The sequence below is a fragment of the Paenibacillus sp. FSL K6-0108 genome (assembly GCF_045040695.1).
Classification (GTDB): domain Bacteria; phylum Bacillota; class Bacilli; order Paenibacillales; family Paenibacillaceae; genus Paenibacillus; species Paenibacillus pabuli_B.
In genome coordinates this window covers 1,711,926-1,732,088 of record NZ_CP150288.1, presented here as the reverse complement: position 1 = coordinate 1,732,088, position 20,163 = coordinate 1,711,926, and the positions used below count along the sequence as shown (strand labels likewise).

14 protein-coding genes are annotated in these 20,163 nt (G+C 47.7%); 7 read left to right on the top strand and 7 right to left on the bottom strand.

Annotated elements, in window-relative coordinates:
- Positions 1–190: 190 nt before the first annotated feature.
- Complete coding sequence (locus tag MHB49_RS07780) at positions 191–1,393, bottom strand: outer membrane lipoprotein-sorting protein (protein WP_247901305.1); 1,203 nt, start codon at positions 1,391–1,393, stop codon at positions 191–193.
- A 296-nt stretch (positions 1,394–1,689) separates the two neighbouring features.
- On the opposite strand from MHB49_RS07780, the gene MHB49_RS07775 reads away from it, so the two are divergent.
- Positions 1,690–3,183 (top strand): serine hydrolase, encoded by a 1,494-nt coding sequence (locus MHB49_RS07775; RefSeq protein ID WP_405155692.1) that lies wholly within the window; start codon positions 1,690–1,692, stop codon positions 3,181–3,183.
- A gap of 42 nt (positions 3,184–3,225) precedes the next feature.
- Here the strand turns inward: MHB49_RS07775 and MHB49_RS07770 are convergent, their stop codons facing one another.
- Positions 3,226–5,142 carry an ABC transporter substrate-binding protein gene (locus MHB49_RS07770; protein ID WP_405155691.1) on the bottom strand — a complete coding sequence of 639 codons (1,917 nt, stop codon included), beginning with the start codon at positions 5,140–5,142 and terminating at the stop codon, positions 3,226–3,228.
- Between the two features lie 132 nt (positions 5,143–5,274).
- Between MHB49_RS07770 and MHB49_RS07765 the strand changes: the two genes are divergently transcribed.
- Complete coding sequence (locus MHB49_RS07765) at positions 5,275–6,495, top strand: MDR family MFS transporter (RefSeq protein WP_405155690.1); 1,221 nt, start codon at positions 5,275–5,277, stop codon at positions 6,493–6,495.
- Between the two features lie 184 nt (positions 6,496–6,679).
- Here MHB49_RS07765 and MHB49_RS07760 read toward each other — a convergent pair whose 3' ends face one another.
- Both MHB49_RS07760 and MHB49_RS07755 read right to left on the bottom strand, forming a co-directional pair.
- Complete coding sequence (locus tag MHB49_RS07760; RefSeq protein ID WP_405155689.1) at positions 6,680–7,864, bottom strand: DUF4179 domain-containing protein; 1,185 nt, start codon at positions 7,862–7,864, stop codon at positions 6,680–6,682.
- Positions 7,842–8,417, bottom strand: a complete 576-nt coding sequence (locus tag MHB49_RS07755) for an RNA polymerase sigma factor (protein ID WP_405155688.1) — start codon at positions 8,415–8,417, stop codon at positions 7,842–7,844. The genes MHB49_RS07760 and MHB49_RS07755 overlap by 23 nt, the downstream gene beginning before the upstream one ends.
- Positions 8,418–8,590: 173 nt before the next feature.
- Between MHB49_RS07755 and MHB49_RS07750 the strand changes: the two genes are divergently transcribed.
- Positions 8,591–10,765, top strand: coding sequence for a serine hydrolase (locus MHB49_RS07750; RefSeq protein WP_405155687.1), 2,175 nt, complete (start codon positions 8,591–8,593; stop codon positions 10,763–10,765).
- 192 nt (positions 10,766–10,957) lie between these two features.
- Here MHB49_RS07750 and MHB49_RS07745 read toward each other — a convergent pair whose 3' ends face one another.
- On the bottom strand, positions 10,958–12,013 hold the full coding sequence (locus MHB49_RS07745; RefSeq protein WP_405155686.1) for a hypothetical protein: 1,056 nt from the start codon (positions 12,011–12,013) through the stop codon (positions 10,958–10,960).
- The gene (locus tag MHB49_RS07740) at positions 12,013–13,848 is read right to left on the bottom strand and encodes an HSP90 family protein (RefSeq protein WP_405155685.1); all 1,836 of its coding nucleotides are present in this window, start codon (positions 13,846–13,848) and stop codon (positions 12,013–12,015) included. Before MHB49_RS07740 ends, MHB49_RS07745 begins: the two co-directional genes overlap by 1 nt.
- Positions 13,849–14,295: 447 nt before the next feature.
- Between MHB49_RS07740 and MHB49_RS07735 the strand changes: the two genes are divergently transcribed.
- The 4 genes from MHB49_RS07735 (at position 14,296) to MHB49_RS07720 (ending at position 19,378) form a co-directional block, all read left to right on the top strand.
- A complete protein-coding gene (locus MHB49_RS07735) occupies positions 14,296–15,201 on the top strand; it encodes an ABC transporter ATP-binding protein (protein ID WP_405155684.1) in 906 nt (301 codons plus the stop codon).
- A complete protein-coding gene (locus tag MHB49_RS07730) occupies positions 15,194–16,027 on the top strand; it encodes an ABC transporter permease (RefSeq protein WP_405155683.1) in 834 nt (277 codons plus the stop codon). Before MHB49_RS07735 ends, MHB49_RS07730 begins: the two co-directional genes overlap by 8 nt.
- A gap of 248 nt (positions 16,028–16,275) precedes the next feature.
- Positions 16,276–17,562, top strand: a complete 1,287-nt coding sequence (locus MHB49_RS07725; RefSeq protein WP_405155682.1) for a DUF5050 domain-containing protein — start codon at positions 16,276–16,278, stop codon at positions 17,560–17,562.
- Between the two features lie 187 nt (positions 17,563–17,749).
- Entirely contained in the window at positions 17,750–19,378 is a 1,629-nt protein-coding gene (locus MHB49_RS07720; protein ID WP_405155681.1) for a helix-turn-helix domain-containing protein, read from the top strand.
- Between the two features lie 101 nt (positions 19,379–19,479).
- Here the strand turns inward: MHB49_RS07720 and MHB49_RS07715 are convergent, their stop codons facing one another.
- Positions 19,480–20,052, bottom strand: coding sequence for a GbsR/MarR family transcriptional regulator (locus tag MHB49_RS07715; protein ID WP_405155680.1), 573 nt, complete (start codon positions 20,050–20,052; stop codon positions 19,480–19,482).
- Positions 20,053–20,163 lie beyond the last annotated feature (111 nt).

The window sequence follows — 20,163 nt, the reverse complement described above, 5'->3', positions numbered from 1 at the left end:
CACCGGACCTAATCCTTGCTTATCTTACGCAGGGTCATGGGCTGTTGATACACACAGGCTCAACCGAAATCAAATCCTGTGAATCACGGCTATAAAACAGGAAAGATGACCTCTATATGCAGCAAAGCACCGGAGAATATCTCCGATGCTTCTTAGCATTCCTTATGTCAGGACGTCTATACTTTCCAAATCATTTCCCAGACTCTTCCTGCATGGAGGTTGCAATTTGGATCATCTCATTGACAGGCAAGTCTGCACTCGTAATTCTGTACTCCACTCCGTCCGTCATCCATGTAAGTGTCTGCAAGGCGTCTCCGCTCAGCATACCAAGCGTGAACCCAAGATCAACGACACTGGACGGCGCAAGCGATACGGCTCTGTCCTGTGGCCGCGCCTCAAAAATCGTGTAATTATACGTCCCTTCATAGCGAAGCATAACCGAATAGTCTCCTGATCCTTCCACGATCTGATCGTCTTTCAGTTTGACGCCTTCCGGTGCATAGGTCGGCTGAATAACCCCGAAGCTATCTGAACCTTCCGGCTCGGCCGATGTAGGTTCTTCGGTTCCTTGCCCGCTGGCTGGATTTTCTGAACCTTGCTGCTCGGCATTATCGCTCACGCCTGTCTGTCCGTCACTAACGGTTCCGCTCGGATTCGATGCAGAACCTTCCTCTGTTGCTGCTTGAGGATTGGTAGTCTCTTTACCCTCCCCAGCAGGAGCTGCTCCTGTGCCAGTACCGCCCTTGCCACCATTTTCTGAAGCAGCAGTCATATTACGCTGCATGTCAAATGCGTCTTTCTCAAATTCGGTACCAAATTTGAAGCTATCGAACTTCACATCGACTACCACATTGGCATTCGAATCGGATACTTCTACCTGTTTTGGAGCGTAATCGCTTTTGTTCAACCATATTTTCTGTCTGACCAATGCATGTGTATTATAGTTGGCAGCTACATCGAATACATAGCTTTCCTTCTCATCGGCAAACTGGCGGGTCGAATCACCTGTAATGCTGCGGATTAGCGTCTCGTAGAGATAAACCTGGCCTTGGTTATCCGGCCAGTTACTCTGGAAACGGAAGCTTTTGTTCTGGCTCGGCGTCAGGACAAATACACCTTCATCATTGCGCAGTACAATTTGCGTTACATCCTTTTTGGCATTCGTTAACGCGATACGATAATACGAAGGCTTTTGATGCCATACCTCGACCTTGTACTGCTGCGGCGTATCTCCGGTATGCAGCGTCATCACGCCTGCCCCCTGATAACTTTCCATTTCTCCTACGACTTCGTTCAGATCTTTGACCACGGCTGCCGCATCCTTCTTCCCGCAGGCGGCAAGTAAGGTCGATAAGACCAATACCATGGCAAGCATCCATGATATTCGGCGCATGACATCATCCCCTTTAGCACATGTTTTCACTTCAGGATTGTGCGTACAGCAGAACCCCTACTTGATTAGTACATGTTATGAGGGACTTGTTCGATATATGCGGACTAGTTTGACAAGCATTCCCTTTTCAAATGCCAAGATACTCTATTTGGGTTATAAAATCAGCCTCGGGTAGGATGTAAAATTCAACCAGATTCCTCATAGTAAATACAGATAACAACCCAACCAATGTAATTACATACTTCTACTAGGCAGCTTAATGGATGTGCAACTCTATTTTAAATTGGAGGAAAATAATGAATACTACCTACTTTCACTCATTGATGAATGGATTGGATGATTTTGTGGAAGAGCAGCTTCAACGTTGGAAAGGCGTAGGTGTGGCAGTAGCGATCATCCACAAGGATGAAGTCGTTTTGCAAAAAGGATACGGTTATCGCGATCTGGAGTCCAAGCTTGAGGTCACACCCCATACCCTATTCGCGATCGGTTCAAGTACCAAAGCCTTCACAGCATCAACCGCCGCCATGCTCGTCGATCAGGACATGCTGAAGTGGGATACGCCTGTTCAAACGTATTTGAAAGACTTCAAAATGTTCGATCCGGTAGCCACGGAACGTCTGACCATCCGCGATATGCTCTGTCACCGTTCCGGTCTTCCAAGGCACGAGATGGTATGGTACAACTCATCACGGAGCAGAGAAGAACTCGTAAACGCGCTTCAGTATCTGGAGCCTAATGAGGACTTTCGGAACAAGTGGCAATACCAAAACCTGATGTATATGGCCGCTGGTTATCTGGTGGGGCAACTCAAAGGAACTTCATGGGAGAATGTTGTTCAGGAGTCCCTGTTTAACCCACTCGGGATGAATTCAAGTGTCTTCTCTGTTGATGAGATGCAACTTCAACCTGACTTCGCCTTCCCTTATATGGATCTAAATGGAGAGAATACACGAATCCCTTTTCGAAAAATAGATGCCGTAGGGCCTGCTGGCTCCATTAACAGCAATCTGGTCGATATGATCGCCTGGGTACAATTTCAGTTGAATCACGGTCAACAAGATGGGAAACAACTGATTTCCAAAGAACAATTGGCGGTCACACACAGCCCGCAAATGCCCTGTGACTCACCATTCCACAGCAAAGAGCTGCCTGTTAGCACGTACGGCCTGGGCTGGATGATTGATTCTTATCGCGGACACGCCATGATTCATCACGGCGGAGCAATCGATGGATTCGCTTCACAGGTCGCCTTTTTACCAGAGGAACAGATCGGTGTGGTTGTCCTTTGCAATACCAATGGGAGTGTTCTACCCTACACCATTTCTTTTAACGTTATTGATCGTTTGCTTGAAATGGAGCCCGTGGACTGGACCAGAAGAGTAGCCAAATTAGTGGCTGGAGAATCGAATGAATCTGAAACTGATACAAATATCACAGAAACACCAACGACTTCAGAAAGCTCTGTTGAGGAAAAACCAGTGGAGGCTCAGGTTCATCCTCATGATCGTCCTATCCATTCGTATGCGGGAAGTTATAGCCATCCGGGTTACGGAGAAATCGTTATTCAACATTCGAATGATGGGTTACAGGCTACAATGAATGCCATTGAAATGCCTATGGAATACACAGGGAATGATACGTTTTCTGTGGAGCTTACCCTGTTTGGCCTAAATGTCACTTTCACGTATAAGACCGATGAACAAGATAACATAAGCTCTGTATCCATTCCGTTTTTGCTTGAACCGGGCACGAATCCAATTGAATTTATAAAGACACCTTCAGTATAAAAGTATCCCCGACCGGACTATCCCATTGTGGTGACTAAACAGTTACCACAATGGAATGTACGCCGGATAACTTGCTGTATCTTGGTCCGTGATCGAACTGCGCTTCACCCACAATCGACGTAGATCAGGCATGCCGAAGGAAAGGATACGATAATCCTGAAGCGAAGCATGGTGTGCATGCTCTTCCCTGAAACTGTACACGGGCAGAAGCAAAGCCTCTTGAATGAGTCGTTCCTCCAACACCTCTAGCCTGCGCAAACGTTCAGCAGTATCCTGAATCATAACGACTTGTCTGCACTTGTGTTCCAACTCCCTTTTCCTTTGGTCGTCAAGCGCAATGAGAAGGAGCGTATTCTGGAAGGTATACATTGTTAGCAGACTCAATGTGAGATGGTCATCGAACACCTCACCCGTATAGATCAGATCGCAAGAAGCAAACTCTTCATGGTATACGGCATTTACCGGATTACCTGGCATAACACTCACCTTCAGTCCAATCAGTTCACAGCGCTGTGCGAACCAGGCCATATCCGTCTCCATTTTCTCTCCTTCCTCTACCCACACAATTATAACTTGTCCTGCGTAGCAACTGCGTTGTAATAGCTTTGAAGCTCGTGCAAGAGAAGAATCAGCAAAAGGTACAGGTCGTCGCGGCCTCGATGCCTGTGGAAGAAAAAGATGATTGTGCTCTAATTGTTCGGGGCGGTTCATGGGTTCATTTTGTTCCGAATGCTCATTTTTATCTGTTTGTTCGATCATCCCGGACTTATCTCGGATCAGGCTATTTGCAGCCTGTACATTTGTTCGTGGCAATGCCCTCACGATCTCCTGTGGATCCATTAATTGCTGAACAGCCTGGCGGAAGTATAGATCCTGCTGCGGTCCTTCTTTTCGCATATTAAACGTCATGTACACACCGCCCTGAACCTCATGCTGCACCGAACGAGCTTGTCCGTCCGGAAACAAGTTCTGTTTGATCACCGACTCCACCAGACCCGACTGGGGAAGCTGCCATATTTCAACGCGATCAATATAAGCCCGGCCCCTGAAATAGGAAGGGAATACGTCCAATACAAGCAGCTTGGGATGATTGCGCGTCAATCGGTAAGGTCCCGTACCAATCGGATGCATCGGGTCCAGCTCCATATCACGGGGCAAGATGGAAGCATTCATACAGCTCATCAGATCCGGAAACATATAATTGGGGTAACGCAACAGAAAGCACACCGTAAGCTCATCCAGTGTCTCTATACGATGAATGGAGCCAAAAAGCGGTCTGCAGGGGCTTTCCTGATCGAAAATAATCCGTTCAAACGTGTATCTAACGTCCTCCGCATCAAGGATCCTGCCATGGTGAAAGAGTATGCCTTTGTGCAAATAAAAGGTCCACTCTGTTCCCTCCTCATTGCTCTCCCACGCAACAGCAAGGCTCGGTTCACAGACGTGACGCTCAGCGTTGTACTGCACCAAGCGATCAAATACCTCCGCAATAATTCCGACTTCTCCCCACATCGCTGCCTGAGACGGGTCCAATGTCTCAAAGGGAGTTTCCTGTGGAATACGCAGCGTATCAATCCTTCCACGAGCGCCTTGATCAGAACGCAGGCCGAACTGTCCCCGCAATCCTTGCATCAACATTTCTCTGATCGAAAATGGCAGTGTTGATGCCAGTGCATAGGCTTCCTCCAGCTTGTTCCCCTGTAAAAGTCGGTCGAATCGTTCCTGAGCAGCCTGTATCAGGGGATGGCAAAATACGAGCACTGATGTTTTCCCTCTGCCACGCTGTGGGCTCCATCTGATCCAGCCATGATCCATAAATTTGTTCATAATCAGATTCATATTGCGCATCGTACAACATAAATGATTCGCAAGTTCACCAATCGTTGTGTGTATTTCCTCCTCCTCATCTGCGTTCGGAAAGGCCTTACGCAACTGTATGTAATGTTCGATGACCTCCACAAATCCCCCACCTTTCCCTGCACTGATTAAAATACGAAATACATCCTTGTGCGTTTACAGTTTTTCTTCAGGTTTTCCTCCATTATACTCAGGTACATCGACAAGACCAGCAGGAGAGGAAGAGAGTTACATATGAAATACACTGAATTGCACCGCAACATCAAAATTCGCATCATTACAGATTTTTTTACGGATTTGACTCAGAAATCCATTATTCCGTTTATGGCAATTTATCTGAGTGTCCAGATTGGTGCAGGCTGGGCAGGTATACTGTTAACCGTTAATATTGTGGCCTCCATGATCGTTGGCTTAGGCGCAGGATACTGGTCTGACCGAGTCGGACGTAAGAAACTGATGGTCATCGCCCAACTGCTGCAGGTATTCGCCCTGTTCTGGCTGACTGCCGCCAACTCCCCATGGATGGACTCCGTACCTTTAACTTGTGTTATGTTTCTGCTTAGCAGCATCAGTTCGGGCATTACCGGACCCATTGCCAATGCCATGATTGTAGACGTGAGCAGTGAGCATGAGCGTCATTATGTCTATGGGCTGCAATATTGGACCACTAACGTTGCCGTTACGATTGGTGCGCTGATGGGCGGGTTATTGTTCGAGTCCTTCCGCTTCATTTTGTTCAGTCTGGTATGCATGGAGAGCCTGATTACACTATTTATTCTCTTGTTCTTTATTCATGAAACAATGGATAGTAGACACTCCAATCAGCTTGATGCCCCGATTAATAGGAATATATTGAAAACGTATGGCGGTGTATTTAGGGACAAACGTTTTATGGTGTTTTTCACCGCAACAGTGCTGGCTGTCTCGTTGGAATTCCAAATGGATAAATACATCGCCGTTCGTCTCAAAAGTGAATTCAGCGCCTATCTGTTCCGTTGGGACATCACAGGTCTGCAGATGTTCAGTCTGATCATGGCCATCAACACTGTACTCGTAGCCTTGGTGGCCATTCCATTCTCCAAATGGATGGGGCGTTTCCAGTCCAGATATATCATGACCGTCGGCATGTGTCTGTACACTGCTGGTTTCGCCGTGCTCGCTTTCAGCAATTGGGCCTGGCTGCTTATCACATCCGCTGTACTGCTAACCATCGGTGAGCTCATGTATGCGCCTGTCCGTCATGTCATGCTTGCTGGCATGATTCCCGACTCCGACCGTGCTGCCTATATGGCTGCTGACGGCATGAGTTATAATGCGGCCGCTCTGCTGGGGAGTCTTGGGCTGACGATTGGGGCCTTTCTGCCTTCATACGCAATGGCAGGTCTGTATGTATTAATGGGGATCGGTGCTCTCGTATTTTTCCGGCAGTCGCTCCGCCCGTCAACGACCTTATAGCGGGAATGAGCTCGGTTCTTCAAAAAAATTCTCACTAACATTAAACAATAAAAAAGGAAGCTCCCCCATCTGCTAAACGTTGAACCGTTCGAGGGACACTTTGCTAAAGCGGCCTCTCGCGGGTCAATGTCTAACTTGATGACGATGGAACAATCCTTTTTTTCCCTCTGTAGATAGACTGCAATTACAATTTAACATCAATCTTCAGTTCAAGATCATCGTAATACACTTTTGAATCGTTGCCGTTTTCGTCCAGCACGGGAAGCCAGTCACTGCCAATAATAAATGCATAGGGCTTGATGATCAGTTTTTCGGGGCGCTGGTCAAAGGGAGCATAGGACTCCTCTGAATGTGACGTCACTGGTGGAAGTCCGTGTTCAAATGCGATGGATTCCTGTTCAACGCTCTCGCCCTGCTCATTGATGATCTCAAAATGAACAGCACTGAGTTTGTGCCCCTTGGGCAAAGGGCCTGCATCCGGGGCAAAGCCTTTTGTATCCACGATGAGCTTGGTCATCGACGGGGTGAGTATTACCTTTTGCACCGTATAAGCGAATTCGTCATTGGACTGCGACTTCTCCGGGCTGAGCGTGATGCCATCCTGCATCTTCTTGACCGGAATCACAAATTCATACGGCTGCTCGATCCCGGTGACCGGAATAAGAACTCGCATCTCAAAATCATCAGGGATATCCCCGCCGTCAGTCCTGCTCAGATTTTCGAATTCGGCTACTAAAATCTTATCGCTAAACCCGACCTTCCCGGACTGATCCGTGCTGGCAATCTCATTCAAGGTTCTTGTCCGGTAGCCTAACTTCGTATCTCCAAGGTACATTTCGGGATATCCAAGGTACCCTTTGGCCGGATGCTCCTCTGCTCTGTCCCGATTAACCATGTTCAGACCCTCCGCACCTTCCCGCTCAATAGCCATACTTAACCGGATGCCATCATATGCTACCTCCGAGATCGTTATCTTAATGTCATCCTGTGCGTCTTGTTGTTCAGGAACCGTTGTCAGTCCTGCTTCAGATGCTTTTTTCAGCCCGCTTTTCCCGATCTCCTGAAAAAGACCGCCTACGACCGGAATGTTCCGCAACGCGGCAGCCATCACGGGAGAGACAAAACCACTGCCAACAATCCCGGCACACAACATAACACTTGCAACAGTCACAGCAATCATTCTTCGAGCGAAGTAAGGACGCCGAACCTTGCCGGACAATTTCAACCTGTTACTTCGTGTCTCCTCCTGCAACCGCTTCATGATGCGATCGCTGTATCCACCAGCAGGCATACCCAGATTCAAACCAGCATCACGAATTTCCTGTAGGATATCCGATTCTTCCAACTCACTTGGCATATGATTCATCATGGCTGAGCCCCCTCCTTGTCTTGTTATGTTGGACCAGCTTCTTACGAAGACGCTCGTACTTTTTGCGCAAGGTTGCCGGTTTCATATCCATAATCTGACCAATCTCTTCAAAACTGTACTGCTGTACCACTTTGAGCATCACCAGATTTCGCTCTTGGGCAGTCAGATGCATCAGTAACTCGTCAAGCGTTGTCTCGTGTGGTTGGGAGGACTGCTGCTGATGTTCTTTCCACGAAGCGATCAGCCGAATCCAGCGTTTGCGTTTGCGGATCAAATCAATGGAGTGATGGTAGGCGACCTTATACAGCCAGGATGTGAACGAAGTCCCAGCCTGATACTGTCCGATATTTTGATACACTGTTATAAAAATGTTCTGGAGTGCGTCCTCCGCTTCCTCACGATTGCTTAGTATGCCATAACAATATGTATACATTTGCTTCTCGTATGCTCTGATCAGTTCGGCATAGGCCTGCTGGTCTCCGGCTTTTACACGCTGCACAACCTGTTCTGCTTCCCCGGCATCCAGAAAGCATCCCTCTCTGGTACGTTTCAATACGTCCACTCCTTTCTCCCAATATCTCTATAACGCACCTGAACCCCTTATTTGTGACAAGCATATAAATTAAAAAACAATTCTCCCCAAAATTGTGAAACCTGTCTCTCAATTGAGCTGTAGTATACAGGAGTATGTGATTTTGTAAAAATTTACTTAAAAGGAGTGTTTGCATGCATTTATCCAATCGAAGCACCCGCTTCAGGCTCACCTCCCTAACGGGGGCGTTCATGGCGTTGGTCCTGTCCCTCAGTCTATGGGCACCCGCCGTGCAGGCGGAGACCACACCTGCTGCGGTCAATGAAAAAGGGAAAGTGACAGCGCTGACAACAGAGTCCGCGACAGCCTTTCTGGATACATTTTTTGATTCCGCCGAAGCAAAGGCACAATATGTAGGTGCTTCCGTCGTCGTGGTCAAAGATGGAAAAGTCCTGGCAGAGAAAGGGTATGGATATTCCGATCTGGAGAGTAAAACGCCTGTTGATCCGAAAAATACCACCTTTCGTATCGCCTCGGTCTCCAAAACATTTACATCAGCCGCTGTCATGCAGCTCGTAGAGCAAGGCAAGGTAGATTTGAAGGCAGATTTTCAGACCTATGTGAAAGGACTGAAATTCGATAATCCTTTTGACAAACCTGTAACGGTAGAGAACCTGCTCACACACACCACCGGGTTCGAGATTCGCGACCCACAGCAGGAAGACGTCCATGATGACTTTGACAAAAGTGTATCGATGGAGGATTATGCCAAGGTACATATGCCGCCTGTCGTTAGAGAACCTGGTACCGCCTACATGTACGACAACTTCGCTTTCCTGCTGCTTGGCATGATTGTGGAGAATGTGAGCGGCGAGCCGTTTGAATCGTATATGCAGCAGCATATCTTCAAACCTCTGGGGATGGATAACAGCAGTTTTATGCTGAACGGCAAGTTCAAAAACCAACTTGCAGCTGCCTATGATGCGGGTCATAATCCACTCGATCTGTACACCCTTTCCCCAACACCTATGCCTCAAGGCGGCATGCTCTCAACGGCTGAGGATATCGGGAATTTCATGATCGCTTTCCTGAATGATGGTGTGAAGGATAACGAACGTATTTGGAAAGAATCTACGGTAAAAAGCATGGAACAATACCGTTCTTCCATTCATCCGCTGCTGCCCAATACCACATATGGTTTCGAAGCTGCTTTTCAGCTTCCGGGTGCAGGCAGCAGCTCCAAAATTATTACCAAAGCAGGCGATATCATTGGATTCAGCTCTTATCTCTTCCTAATTCCTGAGCAAAACACAGGTGTCTTCCTTACCTACAACCAGACGGGAGCACTTCGTAATCTGTTCTACCCGGCCTTTATCCAGACGTTCTTCCCGCAATATGCGGAACCGGTCAAGTTCAAGGAGTATACACCCCAATCTGCGGATGAGCTGCAACGTTTCGCTGGGCTATACGCGGATCTGCGACTGAGCACCATTGTCAGTTCCCTGAAAGATGGCGGCAAAGAACCCGGACAATTAAGCATTTCCGACGTCTTCCTTGGCCCACGTCCCCTGATTCAGATTGAAGATCATCTCTTCAAGGACGAATTAACAGGCCAGTTCACAGCGTTCAAGGAAAATGCAGATGGGACCATCTACATGAAAGAACCTTATCTCAACCCATTCGGATATGAGAAAAAAGGGCAGAAACCCCAAGGCTTCCGGGATGTCCAGGCGAATAGTCCTTATGCTGAAGCCATCTATGGATTACAATCGCTTGGATACTATGCCAATGAGGCATGTGAAGCTTTTCAACCTAAAAATGCCGTTACACGGGCTGAATTCATTGAGGATGTCCTTAAAATGAGCGGGCTGAAAGCCAGCAAAACGACGCCACCTGCGGATACCGACTGGGCAACTCACCCTGCTGCCGGTTACATTCAGCTAGGTTATGAATCCGGCATGATCGCAGGTGCGGATGAGAAACAGTTCAAACCGGATCAGATCATCACCCGTCAGGAAGCCATGGTAATGATCTGGAGAACTCTCCAGCTGCAATATCCGAACGAACTGTTCGAGGATGTAAAGCTGGCCGGGCAGACAGATGCCTGGGCTGTGCCTGCCATCCAAATGATGGTGAAGCTAGGCATCCACGGTCCTGAAGTGAAGGTGCTGGAGGATGGATCGGTCGACTTCCTCTCCCGCAAACCACTGATCCGCCAGGAGGAAGCAGCGATTATGTACCAATTATTTACACAGCCAACCGATAAGATCGTAGCTGACCTGATGACCAAGCAGACGCAAGTGGATACTTCCTCAGACGAGGAACCTGCCAAAGATACAACCGCGCCTGCAACCGTGACTCCTGAATAATCAGAATACCAACATCATATTCACGGTAAAAAAACGATAAACAGGCTTGTTCGAAAGAGGGTAACCCTCCTTCTGAACAAGCCTGTTTTGTTTAGCGCGGTACCATTAGGAATACCATCCGATCATATCCTACATCATACTGCCTAATAAGATTAGCTGAGTTCGTTAGCAGCGCTTTAGGAATTATACTGACTATACCTCGCTTAACATAGAAGAGACATGCTGATTGCCATTCCGCTGGTCATATTTATCTGCAGCCGCTTTGGCATAAGCCGCAAAATAGTCGGCTAGTTTACGCAAATCCCCCGGATCTCCTTCATAGGGGAATGAAGCAGGAAGCCGCAATCGGTATCCTGGAGATTCGTCAGCCCAGCGGCGCAGCAGTTGTGCTGCTCTGGCATAGAACATCATTTTGGCAAACGGATCTTCATGCTCCATCGCGAGCACTATATTTTCTTCCAGTACATCGATGCCCTTCGCCGGGTTGGTGCGTGCAAGATAATCCATCTGCTCGGCAAAGCTCTGCACAAAATCATTATGTCCTTTGATCATGCGATAGCCTTTGGCCTGATGTTTGTCAGCTTCATTAATTTTACCAAGCCGGTATAGTGGCATCAAAATCTCCGATAAGGTCAGGTGCGGTATTTCGGCACAACTCATTCGCCCTTTCAATATAGGCTTCGCCGCTTCCAGCACCTTCTCATCCTCACCTACCAGTATCCAGTAACGCATAATCTCGTCCTGCTCACAGGCTTCACAATCACTCATAAAGTCACGGTCCATACTTCTGAACTTCGTGTAGCTGGTACCGGCCTCCTCCAGATCGCCAAGATCCATGGATATGCGGAACCGATAATACCAATACGAACGCTCGCTGTACCCGAATGATTTGAAGCGACGTCCAAAGTCCTCCAGCAGCTCCAACATTTTATCGCGAGACACTTCCGGGAAGCTGGATAACTCGCCCAAAATCCATTTATACGACCACATTAACGTTTCTTCGTCATAGCGTTCTGGCTGTTGATCAAACTTGCCCAGCTGCCAGGAAAAAGCAATCAGTGCTTTCATCGGATAACCGCAGAATGTCGCGGTCTCCACGATCTCTGAACGTGCTTCGTACGCTTCCTCCTCCATGCCATTCACATCAGCGACTCTTGCCGCTTCCTCCAGCATGCCCAGTTTCGCTGTTCCATTAGGCAGGCCATACGCCTCATCCATCAAATCCTCAAAATTCATTTCGGTCTTCATCAGGCATCCCCCTTACGATCTGTATTTGCACGCAAACCCCAATCAATAAAACGAACGATGCCCTGATTCAACACCTCAAGCTCCTGCCGATTCATCGCATAATGTCCCATCATCAATGCGTTGACATATAACATCTCAATGGCAATCGGAGTCATTTGGGCATCCGGTGAAGTCAGGACCCGCTGAATAATGGGATTGTTGATATTCAGGTACAGAGTCGAATAACCTGCGGAACTGATGCCTGAGGACAATGATCCAAGGACAGAAGAAAACAATTCTGTACTCTCCTCACTTGCTTTTTCCAATGCTCGCAGCGTGGAAGACTCCTGCGAGAGCGTGAACAGCACCGGCAAATCAGCTGGCTTGAAGCCCTTCACCTCTGCACGGCAGCGGAAACGTTGCAAAGCAGAATCAGCAAGGCGCAGGGCATCATAATACTGATTTCGTTCAGCCGGCGGCACATCGGTGAAACTCATGGATACCTCGTCCGGCTGCAACCGCTGTGTCTGTACATGCTGTACCGCCAGTGGCAGCATTGCCATCAAATCGCTGTCGTAGATGTATCCACCGTTAATGACCAGCATTGATTGGGCTGACGCGACATGATGAATCTGGCGATACTCATCCACCGTGGTCGTGAAGTACAACGTTTCTCCCTCGCTCATCAACTCGCCCAGTTCCCGATGGCCACGGGTGCTTTCAAACGGAAGCCAGCGGTGAATCATGGCGTAGAACTCCTGATCCTGCACAGCCAGTGCTTTCATCGACAGCGCATGCAGGCGAATCAGCTTCTGCAGTCGCTCCGTTTGGCTCTCAGCCATGTCGGCCAATCCTTTACGAAGGGCATCGCCAAGTTCGGAGCGAACCTCTTCCAGCTTTTCATTTTCATAAAAATGTTCCCGTGAAGCCGTTGGTTGAAGCTCATCTGTCCAGATCAGGCATTTCACGAAGAAGGCCCAATCCGGCAAAATATTTTCCGCCTTCTCCGAGATCAGCATTCGCTTCAGATACACCCGGTGAGAACGCTTGGCATTCAGATTGACAGCATGTGGCAGTACAAAAGCTATACCTCCTGTACGGCCTGAAGCCGTCGTCAGTGGGATGAAATCCTGGAACTTCTCTCCAAGCAATCGTTCACCAAAAGCCAGCACTTCCGCTCGGCGTCCACGGGCAAGCTCAGGCTCCATCAACCAGATCGGTGACTCGCTATTGACGATATGTTGAACACCGTCACTGTGCAAGTTGACTGGATAAGGCAGCAGCGCTCCATAATAGAACAAAGCTTCTTTCACATATTCCGTTTCAAAATAATGGGCTGCATCCGGCGTACAACGCAGATATACTTTTGTTCCCGGAGACAACTGTGTCTCCAATTGCCGAATCGTATAGGTGCCATCAGGCTTACCCCGCCACTCCATCGAAGGTCCACCCTTCGCGGATTGCGTCAGCATGACGATTTCATGGCTCACCATGAAACAGGACAATAATCCGATCCCGAATCGTCCGATAAACGAAGTCTCTCCATCGAGCAAGGCCTGCTGCCCACGCTTCGAGGATTGACCTATCATCGCGAGAAATTCATGGATATCGGCTTCCGTCAAACCAATGCCGTTGTCCTCCACCATCATGGTCAACTGCTCACCTGTTCCGGTTAGTTCCACACGTACTTCACCCTGGAATCCAGGTTCCGCCTCTGTTCGAGCTGTAATAGCATCAGTCGCATTTTGCATTAACTCACGTAAAAATACTTTAGGGCTGCTGTAGAGATGGTTCGATAAAATCTGGATCATACCGCTTAGATTCACCTGGAAGCGATATTCATTGGATGCTGTCATTTCGCTCACCTTCCTCTGGTCCAAACACATCTGATGTTTCCTACTTGGAAGTGTTCGTATGATGTGTTAGACGAAATAGTTATGTACTCACAAGGCATGAGACGCTCCATAGATGGATACGCCAAGTGACGACGTCAAACCGGCCTTGGCTAACCAAGACCGGCGTTAGATGAATATTCAGGCATTCCTGATATGTAAGAGGCCTTAAGTCTAATTACCACGTTATGGATGGCAATGAAACGGGATATTGCATCCTTTTAACCAGAATACATGGTATAAACCATAGTGAAAACAAACCTTAGACCCGATTTCGCCGGACTTTAGGGTGAAGTTGCTGCTCACATTTGGGACTAAAGACGGAGAAGTGTTATTTTCTGGCCCACCATTTGAACGATATAGCTCATCTGGACGTATAATCTCCAAACACAGATCGGACGGTGAAGAAACATGATTGAAGTACGCAACATTTCAAAGAATTTTAAAGTTCATCAGGCACTGAACGATGTCAGCTTCACGGTTGAACAAGGCAGTGTTACCGGGCTAATTGGACCCAACGGTTCGGGTAAAACTACCCTGATCCGCATTATGAACGGCGTTCTTGGCGCTTCAGGCGGGCAAGTACGAGTTAACGGCCTTGATCCCTTCCGTGAGACGGAGAACGTATTAGCCATATGCGGCACATTAACCGAACAGAGCGGATTGTATGAAAATATGAGCGGGCGTGACAACCTGATTTTTTTCGCTGAAGCTTTCGGTGTACAACATGCCAAAGCACGAATCGATGAACTTGTGGACCTGTTCAAATTGCAGGAATATCAGCATCGGAAAGTGGGGACCTACAGTACAGGCATGAAAAAACGCGTAGGTCTGGCACGGGTACTGCTGCATCGTCCCTCCATTCTCTTTCTGGATGAGCCGACCAACGGGCTTGACCCGGACGGGATTCAGATGGTTCTCCGTATCATCCGCAGGCTGAATCAAGAAGAGAACATGACGATTCTCGTTTCGTCTCACGTGTTATCCCAGCTCTCGGCCGTGTGTGATCGGTATATTTTTATGGAAAAGGGGCGTAAGGTTGAGGAAGGTACGGAGCAGGAAATCGTCAACCGGTACCTGACCTCACCCCGGATTGAAATTGAAGCGACGATGCCGAATGGCTGGCAAATGGTGACAGGGTATACACCAGAGATCGTTTCCACGAACAAAGCCGTGTTCCAGCTTCAAAGCCGTGAAGATATTCCGTTGCTGCTGCGACATCTGACTGAGCGTGGACAAGTCTATCAGGCCCGAATTATGGGCAGCGATCTGGAAAGTATTTATTTTGCCATAAGGGAGGCACACCATCATGAATAACCGACAAGCTATACGTGCACTGGTATACAAAGATATTCGAGCTATCACAGCCAGCGTGCAGCTCTGGCTCCCCATGTTGATCGTTCCATTGGTTATCGGGATCATTATGCCTGGAATTCTCATTTGGACAGCCTCAAGAATGGAGCTTGCTTCCCTCGGCAATATGAGCTTCCTGCTTGATACGTTGGATACCCTAACCCATGCCGGGCGGATTCCACAGCTCGCTTCGATGCCTACGGATAACCACCGCATTGTCTATTACCTCGCCTTATACATGTTTGCGCCGCTGTTTCTCATCATTCCGGTGATGGCATCCAGCATTCTGACGGCTAACAGTTTTGCAGGCGAGAAGGAGCGCAAGACGCTTGAAGGTCTCCTGTTCACTCCGATGAGCATGGATACGTTGTTCAAAGGCAAGGTGTTAGCTGCCCTTATTCCTTCTCTGTTATTATCCTGGATTACCTTCATAATCTACGGAATCATTGCCAATATCCTGATGTACCCCATGTTCGGGGCATGGATGTTTCCCAATCTGAACTGGATCATTCTGGTTCTGTGGGTTGTTCCGGCGTGCAGTCTTGTTGTCATTCTGTTGAATGTACTGATCTCGGCGAAGGTCCGTGGATTTCAGGAGGCCTATCAACTCGGAGGATTGGTCGTGGTTCCATTGCTTGCGCTGATTGCCGGTCAGGCCAGCGGTATGCTGCTTATCAGTCCACTCATGTTAATCCTGGTCGGAGCGGTGCTTCTGCTCATCAGTTTCATTTTGCTTCGTCTGGTTACTTTATGGAACAGTCGTCAGCAGCTGGCTGAAAGTCAGATTTAAATTTCCGCACCGCGTGTATCTTTTTTTTGCGCGCGGTGTATTGGTGTTTTGTTGTTTACCGCAGATAAGACGTTAGGCTATGCAGGTTGCGCAGAAACCTTCCAGCATGCAATTTTCATGAAATTCAATTTCATATCTGTCCATTTTATCCGACTGAGATGTGTAACATATTTTCCATAGTTTACCGATATAACGTAAGGTGATAATGTGTTACTTACATACATAAACAGAAGGGTGACGATTGATTTATGAACAAATGGTCTACACGCATGCAACGCACGGTCTGCTCCTTGCTACTGTTCACACTGATCGCGGCAGCCATCCTTGGAGGCGGAGCCAATGCTCATGCAGCTTCCCTCGGCCAAACTACGGTATATTATGAGTCCGATGGTGTATTGTACAAAGTATCCGGTGACGGAAGCGGAACCACAGAGGTATTGCTTGATTTTGAAGGAGATGGTCTATCTGCGGCGGGAACCTATCTCTATTACATCCGTTCAGAGTCTTCCACAACGCTGCTTCGCGTTCCTAATGATGGTTCAAGTGATTCTGCTGAAACCTATGCGACAGATGTATTGAGCTACTTTACGGATAATGGGTTCATCTATTATATGGATTCCAAAGGAACGATCTATCGTGCAAATGGAAATAGCGAAGCTTCCGCTGCCACCAAAATTGCAGACAAAGCAGATACGGATTTCCCGTTGCTCGCCGTAACGAAAGGCCGTGTATACTATAATGGGCTCGTTAATGGAAACCCATGGATCGTTTCCAAGGCATCCAATGGCAGCGGAGCCGTGCAGCGGATTGCTGCTGGCGCAGTAGAGAGTCGTTATTTTATGAACGAGGCCAAAAACGAACTGCAATTGATGGTAAACACTGACCCATACGAGCAGTACTACTCAACCAACGCCATTATTATGTACAAGGTAAACTACAATACAGGCAAAGGTACAGCTGTTAATCCAAAAGCAAAGCTGGATGTGAACGCTGTTTATGCTGGGGGCTGGGGCAACAATCTGTACGTGTATAACAAAGGCATCAAGCTGGACAGCAGCAAGGATTATGATTATTCCACAGGCAAAGCCTTTGCATTGACTACTTCTGGCAAAACATTTCAGCTTCATAGTAAAAGCATCCGGGAAGTGAGTCCACTGGGTACAGGTAAGGTTGTCGTTGTGGATGCAGACAAAAAGGCATATGCCAAAACGATCGCCGGGAACAAGGTATCCAAATCTGCCAACCTGAATCTGAACAGTGTCACTTTCGTGACCACTCAGTTGACCAACGGAACACCAACTCTTGCCTATGTATCCGGTACGAATGGTCTTTATTCCGTTAGCACCGCTCTCAAAGTAACCAAGCTCGCCGGAGAGGAATGGGCAACGTTCCAGCTTCATGACGATGTTCCAGGAATGTTCTACATCAACGCAGATGATCTCTATCGTCTGTATCATGTGCAAGCCAACGGCACTGGCAAAAAGGTGCTGAGCGACGTTTTCCTGGATGATATCCTATTGGTCGTGCCAAACTAACCTACGAATGTGGATGTAGGCTGATAGCCATCTCATCTTGTATGTTCAAAATTAAGAGGATAACCCTAAGCCATCAAGGCTCTGGGTATCCTCTTTTTTTGATGTGCAAAACTATTTTCCAAAAACATCTTCCATATGAGAATGATAATTGTTATCATTAAGAAAATAAGACAAAAGGATGGTCCGAATGACTGAACAGCTTCCCTTCATTTCTGAAGCCTCATCTCTGCCGCTCCTCTCTTCGATGTGCCGTGTACGGCGCGGGGAGCATTTCCGTGTGCAAGGCAAGACGGTGTCCCGGCCCATGCTCTGTCTTATTTTACAAGGAGACGGTGTTCTGGTTCTGAACGACACAGTCCATACCGCTGAAGCCAATCAACTGTATGTCCTGAAGGCAGGAACAACGATTGAGGCGGCTGCACGCTCCGCTGTGACGGAGTTTATACTACTTAGCATGGATACGGTTTGTTTGCAGCAAGTGCGCGGTCAATGGAAAATGTCCTCCTCTTCCGGCTTCCCGCTCGATTGGGAAACGGGCAGACTTATGGTTCGTCATGACCAACAGGCCAGAGAACGATTCGAACAATTATATGAAGCCTATCGCGGCGTTCGTTCTGATCACTTTATTAGCATACATAGCCAGCTGCATGAACTTTTGCAGTATCTCTCGGAGAACAGGCTTGAAGAAAATTATGAGAAGGTTGATCCAGCGCTTGAACGCAGCATTATGTATATGAGACGGTTCATGAGTGAAGGCATCAGCATGGATCAACTGGCCAAAATTGCCGGATTAACCCCAAGCTCCTATTCTCGCAGTTTCAAAAAAGTCAAAGGCATGTCGCCTACCGATTATCTAAATCGCTTACGGATTGACGAGGCCAAAAAACAGCTCAAACAGGAATCATGTGCACTCAAAGACGTCGCCGTATCTGTTGGCTATGGCAATGAATATTATTTTAGCCGCAAATTCAAACAAACCTTGGGAATCGCACCCAGCCTGTATATGAAAAGAGACCAAATTCGCGTAGCTACAGTGTCCAGAATGGGCCTTCATGAGAATCTCTCTTCGCTCGGATTACATCCCGTAGCTGCAATGGACGGATTTCATGATCGAGAGCTTGATGAAGTCGAGCAGCAGCAGGGGCTAGCCAAACAATTGGAGAAATTACGTCAGGCCAAGCCGGACCTGATTATCGGAGACTTTTATCATCAACCTTTTTACGATAAGCTTAAAAGTATTGCACCTACAGTTATTCTGAATCAGGCCCAAGACTGGAAAGAAAATCACATGCGCATGGCTGAACTTATCGGACGAGAGCAACAGGCCTTGCAGAATTTCAAAAAGCTTGAGCTTCGCAACCTTGAAATCGGACTTCGTTTGAGACATCACTTCGGACAAGAACGTATTGCGCTTTTGCAAATTACGAATCATTCTATCCGGCTTCTGGAAAGAGCTGAGCATCCATTAAATCGCCTCATCTACGAGGAGCTGGGGCTAAAACCTGCACAGATCATTTCAACTGATACAATAACAGACGAGTATGCGGCAGATAGCATCCCCATGTTGGACACGGATCATCTGTTCATACAGCGCGTCTCCAGTTCACCTGCCAGTGAGAAGATACTTCGGCGCATGAAACAAACGACCGCCTGGAATCGTTCTCCAGCGGTGTTGAAAGGCAACGTGCACGACATATCCGATTGGTCCATCCTCACCTGGACCCCCGGCGGACGCCATCAGATCATGGACGAACTGGAACAGATCATTCAGCAGCTGTTAACCCGTTCACGTGTGGGATTACTCGGACAATTGTAAAGGATACATCTTTTTCTTCATTATAAATGCACAAGCATATAACCTAACAGCAATGCAAAGAGCCCTCTCCGATTCGGAAAGGGCCCTTTGCATTACTGTTATTAATGTTCCTTGATTTCTTCCTTTGGAACCAATTTGTATATTTCCTCATCTTCCATGGTATCAATCAAACGATCCAGCCATTTGTAATAGGCTTCTGCTTGAAGCACCTTATGCTTGTCTTCCTTAAGAATGTGAAGAAGCTCAGCATCCGTTTGTTCGTCCAGTTCAGTAATCAAACGATTCAGTTCATCAATGGATTTGCGCAGGACCTGAAGGTTACTCTCCACAGCTTTTCTCCATTTAATCACAAAATAATCCGTAAACGTCTGATGCCAGTCATACTCCACTTCATATAGGTCTTTCCGGGAGCCTTTGCTCCATACTTTATTCACCATTTTTAGATCCAGCAGTGTACGTACGCCGGTACTCATGCTTGTTTTGCTCATTTCCATTTCCCGGCCCATATCGTCAAGGGTCATAGGTTTGTCTGCAAAAAAAAGCAATCCATATAAGTGTCCCGTGGACAGCGTAACGCCGTAGAGATCCATATTACGTCCAATGGCTTCAATGACGCGTTTACGGATTCTAAGAACGGTTGCCTGCTGTTCCTCTTGTAAATGGTCCAAGCTCATGCTTGCAACCTCCATTCTGAACATTCCCAGTCTTGGCAAAATAATTGCAACTGTTTAAGATCCTGCTTACATGGGAAAGTATCCGGCAGGACATCCTATATGCCAACAGGC